This window comes from Malaciobacter halophilus (assembly GCF_002837275.1).
In the GTDB taxonomy this organism is placed as follows: domain Bacteria; phylum Campylobacterota; class Campylobacteria; order Campylobacterales; family Arcobacteraceae; genus Malaciobacter; species Malaciobacter halophilus.
Window position 1 is genome coordinate 1 of the sequence record NZ_NXIF01000093.1, and the last position, 8,403, is coordinate 8,403.

Here is an 8,403-nt window from a genome sequence, read left to right on the forward strand (position 1 = left end):
ACAAATACTACTTCAAATTCATATGGACTATTTACTTTACTAATTCCATTTAGTTTATATACACTTAGACTCTCATTTAGTATATCTGGCAGGTCACTTCTATAGTTTAGTAGTTTGATTCTTGATTTTATGGTTTGTGTTATTTGTGGGCGTAGTTGTTTATCTATATTTTCTATTATCTTCGACATTAAATAGGCCTTTGTAAAAGTAATAGAAAATATTATCTAATAATAAGTTAAAAAATTATTTAATATTATAAAAAAATTGTTTTTTTTGATTTAAACTATAAATATACTAATCTAAACTAGTAGGCTCTCCAAAATAATATCCTTGTGCATAATGAATTCCTATCTCTTTTACCTTTTCATAAACATTTTTAGAGTGGATAAACTCTGCAATAGTTTCAATACCCATTTTATTTGCAAAATCAATTATAGTTTCAGTTACCATTTGAGACTCTTTATTTGTATCAATATCTCTAATCATTTAAGCATCAATTTTTATATAATCAACTTTAAGTTTCATTAGATATTCGAAGTTTGAGTATCCAGTTCCAAAGTCATCAATAGAGATTTGGCAACCATAATGTTTTACATCTTCAATAAATTTAAGTACCTCTTCAAAGTTTTCAATACCTTCTGATTCTATAAGTTCAAAAACAACTCTTTCTCCAAAATTTGAGATTTTTAAATGTTTAATAATATACTCATAGACTTCTTTATTTAATATATCATCAACACTTAAATTAATTGATACTTTTTTATCTAATTTGCTAAATTTCTCAAAAGTTTTTTTTATCATAATCATTGTAAGTTGTGGATAAAGTTTATTTTTCTTTGCTAATTCTAAAAAATGGATTGGTGATATTAATTCACCATTTTTATCTACCATTCTTATTAAAGATTCATATTTTAAAACTTTTTGAGTTCTTGTATCTACAATAGGTTGAAAAAGAGGAATAAATCTATCTTCTTTTATGGCATCCTTAATTTTCTTACCCCATTTTAGATTTTGTTCATATTCATGCTCTATTTTCATAGAAGAATCATAAAGAATAAATTTTTGTCTTTTTCTTTTTGCTATTTTAAGTGCAATATCTGCATTTGTTAGTAACGCTTCATTCCCTATTGCAATACCAATTGATACATTAACATGTGCTTCATTCTCATCTTTTACAACGAAAGCATTTTTTTCAATACTATCAATTAAATATAAAGCTAAACTTTTTAACTCTTCTAAAGATAAATCTTGTTCATAATAAAGTGCATATTCATCTGCATGAAGCTTGAATAAAGTAGAAGATTTAGGTGAGTTCTCTTCTAGTATTTCAGAAATATGAACTAAAAGCTCATTCCCTACATGGTCACCATATAAGTCATTTATTTCTTGAAATTTATCAATATTAATAAGCATTAATGAAGCATATTTATTCTCATTTACTATTTCAAGGAGTTTTTTTCTATTTGGAAGTGCTGTTAATTCATCATTATAAAATTGATACTCTAAAGAGTCTAGCATATTATTGAAAACTTTTTGCATAGATGTTATCTCTTTTATCTTATTATCTAATTTAACTCTTTGTTTTATATCTTTATTTTCAGAAATATCATTTATTTTATCTACAAAAAGTTTAATTGGTTTAACCAAATACTTATCAAACTCAAAATATAAAGCTAAAAAAACTATTAAAGAGAACATTACAATAAACATCGCAAAAAAGTTTATCATTGTAGATAATGAAACTTTCAAATCATTTACAGGGTAAGAGATGTCAATTACACCTAAAACATCACCTTCTTTTGCATTTGTATGGCATTTTATACATTGCTGTTCTGCTACAATTGGATAAAAAAACTGAATCATACTATCATCTATGATGTTTAATACTTCTCTATTTTTTAAAGCTTGTTTTACAAAAGGATTTGCTTTTCTTGCTTTTGCGTCACTTTTAATATCTCCATAGACTTGTGCAACTATAGGACTTCTATATACATTTACAATCATCTCTTCGTCAATAGTATTTATTCTATCTATGATTTTTTTTAAGTCCTCTTTATTCCAGCCTTTTTCCATAGCCGAGTATAAAGATTGAAAAATAAGCTTACTTGTTTTCTTTGCATCAATTTTAGTTAATTTTTCTATTGCATCTCGTTTGAGATATTCTCCATAAATAAAAGCAACTCCTAAAGTAATAACTAATGTTAAAATTATTATTTTTGTGATGAGTCTCTTGTAAGTAATTGATTTATCCATAAGTTTCCAAAATAGTATTGTTTACAGTATTGTATATATTTGTTTCTTAAAATATTATTTTATTATAAATTATAATATCACTTAGTCAATAAGACTAAATGATACTTAAAATTTTCGAAATTTATTGTAACCAGATTTAATAAGTTTTAATAGGGGTTTTCTATATGAGTGAAAAACATATTTCTTAATAAAATATGCAAGCTTACCTTTTACATGAATAAGCCCAAAAAGATTACCCGCTGCATACTCTCCACCAAGAGCAATAAGAATACCATCTAACTTAGGATTTGTTTTTATTAAACTTTTACCTTCTATTGATTTTAATACATTTTTACCTGCAACTGTACCACTAATTCGAGCAATTGTTACATTTGGAGGCATGATTTCATCTTTATTATTTCTTATTTCTGCTATATCTCCTATGGCAAAAATATTTTCATGTTCAAGTGCTTGCATATACTCATTTACAAGTAGTTGTCCTTTTTGGTTTGTTTGTACATTTAAACCTTCTGTAAGAGGAGAAGCTTCTACCCCACCAGTAAAAATAACAAAAGAATGGTTTATTTTTGTACCGTTTGATAAGTAACAGTATCCTTCTTCAACTTTTTGAAGTTTTGTATTAGTTATTATATTGATTCCTAAAGATTTTAGTCTTTCTTGAGATATATTTATTAACTCTTGAGTAAGTCCAGGTAGAATACTAGCAGAACTACTTATTAAAGATATTTTTAAATTATCACATGAAAAATTTCCCCTTTTGAAAAACTTGTTAGAGTAGTATGCCATCTCTGCTGCAATTTCAACTCCTGATAAACCAGCTCCTACTACAACTATGTGTGTATCTGCACACTGTTTTGCTTCATCTCTAATCTTTTCAAATAGTTGTTTTTCAAAGCTTTGCTTAAAATCAATTGCTCTGTGAAGTTTTTTTATATCATCTGCATGGTTTAAACCTGGAATTTGAGGAGGGAAGAACGTTCTTGTTCCAGCAGCTAATATCAAATAGTCATATTCTACTATCTCTTTCTCTTCTGTAAAGATTTTTTTCTGTTCTTTGTCAATTCTTCTTACTTTTAGATTTTTGAATTCCAAATGATTATGATTAAACCCCATACAAAGTGTAGTTAAATCAATTGTTACATCTGCAAAGTTTGATTTATTTGCTATTAAATCATAAACTTCAGGTTGCAAGTTGTGATATGTATGTTTATCAATTAGTGTTATTTTTATATTTTTATTTTTAACCAGTTCTCTTAATGCATAAATACCTGCATATCCACCACCAATGATTACTACTTTTTTCATTAATGTTGCCTTTTTTTCTATTATTTTAAACTCTTAATTTATAAATATATAGTAAAAATAGATAATTAAGAGTTTTGTTATTTTAATTAAACTTACAAGTAAATTAAAACATTTTTTAAATAAAAAAGAGTTGTCAATGAATATATAGTTTAAATACTTCAAATATATTAAACTTTCAAAAAAATTACTCTAATAAAATAATTTAAGTGATGACTTTATAATCAAAAAGTAGTAAGTTAGTAGCAAAAACTTAAAAATTAAATAAAAACTTTAAAAACTCTTTTTTTTCTTATATACTTTAATCTTTAATAAAAGTTATAATTTTTACTATTTTTATAAGTAAATTATTTTTAAAGAAGCATTTTTGTATTATCCAAAAAAATAAATAGGAATTATTATGAAGTATGTAGGAGCACATGTAAGTGCAAGTGGAGGTGTATTTAATGCACCTATTAATGCAAGAGAAATAGGTTGTAAAGCATTTGCTTTATTTGTTAAGAACCAAAGGCAATGGAAAGCAAAAGATTTTGATACAAAAACTTTGGATAAGTGGTTTGAAGAGATGGAAAAAACAGGTATTGAAGCGAAACATATCTTACCTCATGACTCTTATTTGATTAATTTAGGACATCCTGAAGAAGAGAAAAGACAAAAGTCTTTAGATGGATTTTTACATGAAATACAAAGATGTGAAATTCTTAAACTTGATAGACTTAATTTTCATCCAGGAAGTCACTTAAGAAAGATAAGCGAAGAAGAGTGCTTAGATAGAATTGCATTATCTTTAAATCAAGCAATTGATGCAACAAATGATATAAAACTAGTTATTGAAAACACTGCAGGTCAAGGTTCTAACTTAGGATATAAGTTTGAGCATTTAGCATACTTAATTGATAAAGTTGAAGATAAAAGTAGAATTGGTGTATGTATTGATACTTGTCATATGTTTACAGCTGGATATGATATTAGAACACGTGAAGCTTATGATAAAACTTGGAAAGAGTTTGATGAAATAATAGGACGAGAGTATCTTATGGGCATGCATTTAAATGACTCAAAGCCAGAGCTTGGAAGTAGAGTAGATAGACATCATAGCTTAGGAGAAGGTCAAATTGGTTGGGATGCATTTAAGTTTATTATGAATGATGAAAGAATGGATGATATTCCAATGGTTTTAGAAACTATTGATGAAACAATTTGGCCTGAAGAGATTCAAGCTTTATATGATTTAGAAGAAGTAAGATAAATTATATCTTACTTTGAGTATTTTATAACTACTTTAATTAAATAAAAATTTATTTGTAAAATATAGGCTAATTAAAAATATCTAAAAAAAGTTGTATAATCAACTACTTTTAATACTACTGTTTTTAAGGAAGATAAATGCAAACAATAGTGGTGGCACTTTTACCAATTTTTTTTCTTATATCTCTTGGGTATATTTTTAAAAGAATTGAATTTCCAAGTATAGAGTTTTGGAAGTATGCCGATAAGTTTACTTATTATGCTCTTTTCCCTGCGCTACTTATATATAAACTATCAACAGCTTCTTTGGAGGATATAAATGGTATAACTTTTGTATCAGCAGGTTTAGTAACACTTATTGTATTAACTATTTTTTTAATGTTGCTTTCAAAATACCTTTTTCTTTTTGAAGGTAAAGCCTTCACCTCAGTTTATCAAGGAGCAATAAGGTTTAATAGTTATGTTTTTTTAGCCCTAACAGACGCACTTTTTGGTGATACGGGGTTAGTTCTAGCAGCACTTCTGATGACTTTTATGATACCTGCAATTAATATACTTTGTATAACTATTTTTTCAATATATGCAACAAATAATAAAATTGATATAAAATCTTTTGTTAAATCTATATTAAAAAACCCATTAATTTTAGGGTGTGTAGTTGGTGGTTTATTAAACTTTTTTAGTATAAGTTTATTTCCTCCTATTGAGAATACTCTTGGTATTTTAAGCTCAGCTGCTTTACCTTTAGGACTTTTATCTGTTGGGGTTGGTCTTCATATAAAACATATAAAAGAGGTTAAATTAGAGTTATTTAGTTCTTTATTTATAAAGTTAGCAATTTTTCCTGTAATTATATTTTTTATAGGAATAAATTTTGGTGTTACTGGGCAAGCTTTAACAATTTTAGTTCTTTTTGGTTCAATGCCAACAGCTTCTAGTGCTTATATTCTTGCAAGAGAATTGGGAGGAGACTTGAAACTAATGTCTGCAATTATTACAACTCAGACATTAGTTTCTATTGTTACAATTTCAACAATCTTGATGCTTTTTCAAGACTATATTTAAAATAAGTAAGAGTGATTTCTCTTACTTATTTGATTAATCTTAATTGAGTTTTAGCTTTTTTGTAGTTTGATATTTCAAAATAAGCTTTAGCTTTTTTTAGGTCTTTTTTAATTTCACCTTTTCCATATTGATAAATAAGGCCAATATTATATGCTGCAATATCTTTTTGAGTTTTATCACTATTGTTTCTAAAAGCTTTTTCATAATATTTTAAAGCAGTTTTAACATCTTTTTTACCTATTAAACCTTTTTCATAAAGAATACCAAGTTCAATATTAGAAGCAGAACTTCCATTTCTAGAAGAAACTTCATAATATTTAAGAGCTTTTTTATACTCTTTTTTATCTTTATAGTATTCCCCTAAATGAAAAGAAGCATATTTATCATATTTATAAACTCTTTTGAAAAGTGATATTGCTTTTTGTATATCTTTTTGTCCTGCATAACCTTTTTTGTAAAAAACTCCAAGAAGATTTATACAAGCATAGTTTCCTTGTTGGGCTCCTAACTCTAAATACTCTTTAGCTTTTTCATAATTAAGTTCAATAAGTTTATGTTCATATGTATCATCTTTATAATATAGCCAAGCAAGGTTATAATAAGCAGAAGTATATCCTTTTTGAGCTGCTTTTTCATAATACTCTTTAGCTTTTTGTAAATCTATTTCAACACCTTTTCCATAGTGATAAGCCCAAGCAATATTTGCATAATCTCTTGCTAAACCTCTTTTTTCTAAAAGTAGTTTAGAGTATTTAAAACCTTTTTTGTAGTTGAGAATAGATTCACTATCTTTACAACTTCCACAAAGGTAAAGATTTACAAGTCTATTAATTGAGTCTATATTCCCTTTTGACGCTAAATCTTCATAAATTGCAAGACCTTTTTCAGGCTCTTTTTTAAAATTTTTAAGGTAGTATGGAGGTTTTATATATAATTCTGCAAGCAGTCTTGTAGCTTCTAGGTCACCTCTTTTATGAAGGTCTTCATATACTTTTATAGCTTCATTATATTTTTGTTGTTTTGAACTAAGATAAAATCTTGCAAGATTTTTTGCACTTTTTACATCACCTGCTTCTACACCCTTTTTGTAATATTCAAGTGCAATTTCAGGTTTTCTATATTTATTATATAAAGCTGATTTTCTAAGTTCTAAAATATCTGTTTCTTCATTTGTTGGAAGGTCTTTTAATTTCTCTTTTGTTTCATTGAAGTAATCTCTATATCCATATGAAGAAGTTAACTTTTTCTCTAACTCTTTTTTTAGTTCAATATCATCACTTTTTAAAATATAGTCCTGCCATTTAAGAGTTAGTTTATACTCTTCTGGATTGAAGTTGTATTTTGATGGTTTTTTACTAGCAAGTTTTAAAATTGCTTCTTTGTTCCCATCTTCTGCTAATTCATTATATATTGCATTTGCTTTTTGGTCAAATCTTTTTGATTCATAATATTTAGCTATTAATAGTTTCCCTTCATCAGATTTATTAAGTTTTGATTTTATTTCAAAAAAATTATCCATATATTCAGGATTTTTTGAATAATAAGCTAATAAATCAGCAGTTGCTTCTTTATGGTTAAGTAAAGCAGCTTTTTGTAAATATTGTGCAGCTTTTTTCTTATCTCTTTTTAACTTTTGTTTAAAGTTTCCTCTTTTATAGATTTTAGCAATTTCATAATATGCATTTGCATTTGTTTTGTCTAATTCAAATGCTGCTTCATATGTTCTAATTGCTTCTTTGTATCTATAATATTTTTGCAACTTTTGTGCAAGTTCAAATAGTTTTTTTGAGTCTTTTGTATCAATTGTTTCATTTATAAAACTATTTATATCATTTTCACTATTTTTACTATAAACTATTTTTCTTAATTGTTTAATTTTTGCTTCAAAAGGTTCTTGAAAACCTTTTTCATCCATTAAACTTTTTATTTGTGAAGCTTCATTTCTTCTATATTTGTTTTTATAAAAGATATATAATTCAGCTAACTGTTTTTCTGATAGTTTATCTATTACTTTATCTTGAATCTCTTTTGCTTCTTCTCTTTTGTAGTTTGTAAAATTATATTTTATAAGCTCAACAGCCGCATCATAATTTTTAAGCTCAATAGCTTTTTTATAAAGTTCAACAACTTTATTTTCACCATTTATAAACATATCATCATAATTTGCATAGATTTTTGCAATTTTTGATAAGTTTTCTGTTTTTTCAGTTTGCAAAAGCATAGTGTACCATTTGTTAAAATAGTATAATCCCTCTTTTGTTTTAGGAAAATTGTAATTATTTGCTAATGCAATGATTGCTTCAGTATCTCCATCATTTGCATCTTCTATTAATTCTTGCTTGGGTTTTACTTTATTTGTATTTAGTCCAAGGTTTGCACAACCTGTGAAAAATAATAAAGCAATTAAAATTGAAGATAAAAATTTCATATAGCTTCCTTTTTATTTAATATTTTGGTATAAATACCACCATTGTTAGTAATCTAACGACTTGTTTTCCATATATTTTCTTAGATATAAACTATTAGACCTTATAG

The 8,403-nt window shown here is 26.2% G+C and carries 5 protein-coding genes and 1 pseudogene; 2 read left to right on the forward strand and 4 right to left on the reverse strand.

Annotated features, from left to right (window positions below; all coding sequences use genetic code 11):
- From CP960_RS13475 to CP960_RS13485, 3 genes and pseudogenes are all read right to left on the reverse strand, one after another.
- Positions 1–188: hypothetical protein (locus CP960_RS13475; protein WP_133121163.1), on the reverse strand; the 188-nt coding region annotated here is incomplete at its 3' end.
- A 106-nt stretch (positions 189–294) separates the two neighbouring features.
- Positions 295–2,253, reverse strand: a pseudogene (locus CP960_RS14075) (EAL domain-containing protein).
- Between the two features lie 105 nt (positions 2,254–2,358).
- Positions 2,359–3,558, reverse strand: a complete 1,200-nt coding sequence (locus CP960_RS13485; protein ID WP_101185979.1) for an NAD(P)/FAD-dependent oxidoreductase — start codon at positions 3,556–3,558, stop codon at positions 2,359–2,361.
- A 397-nt stretch (positions 3,559–3,955) separates the two neighbouring features.
- On the opposite strand from CP960_RS13485, the gene nfo reads away from it, so the two are divergent.
- Together nfo and CP960_RS13495 are read left to right on the forward strand one after the other, a co-directional pair.
- Entirely contained in the window at positions 3,956–4,804 is an 849-nt protein-coding gene (nfo, locus tag CP960_RS13490; RefSeq protein WP_101185980.1) for a deoxyribonuclease IV, read from the forward strand.
- 137 nt (positions 4,805–4,941) lie between these two features.
- Positions 4,942–5,868, forward strand: a complete 927-nt coding sequence (locus tag CP960_RS13495) for an AEC family transporter (protein WP_101185981.1) — start codon at positions 4,942–4,944, stop codon at positions 5,866–5,868.
- A 25-nt stretch (positions 5,869–5,893) separates the two neighbouring features.
- Here the strand turns inward: CP960_RS13495 and CP960_RS13500 are convergent, their stop codons facing one another.
- Positions 5,894–8,296: an SEL1-like repeat protein gene (locus CP960_RS13500; RefSeq protein WP_101185982.1), complete on the reverse strand. Its 2,403-nt coding sequence runs from the start codon at positions 8,294–8,296 to the stop codon at positions 5,894–5,896.
- Between the last annotated feature and the right edge of the window lie 107 nt (positions 8,297–8,403).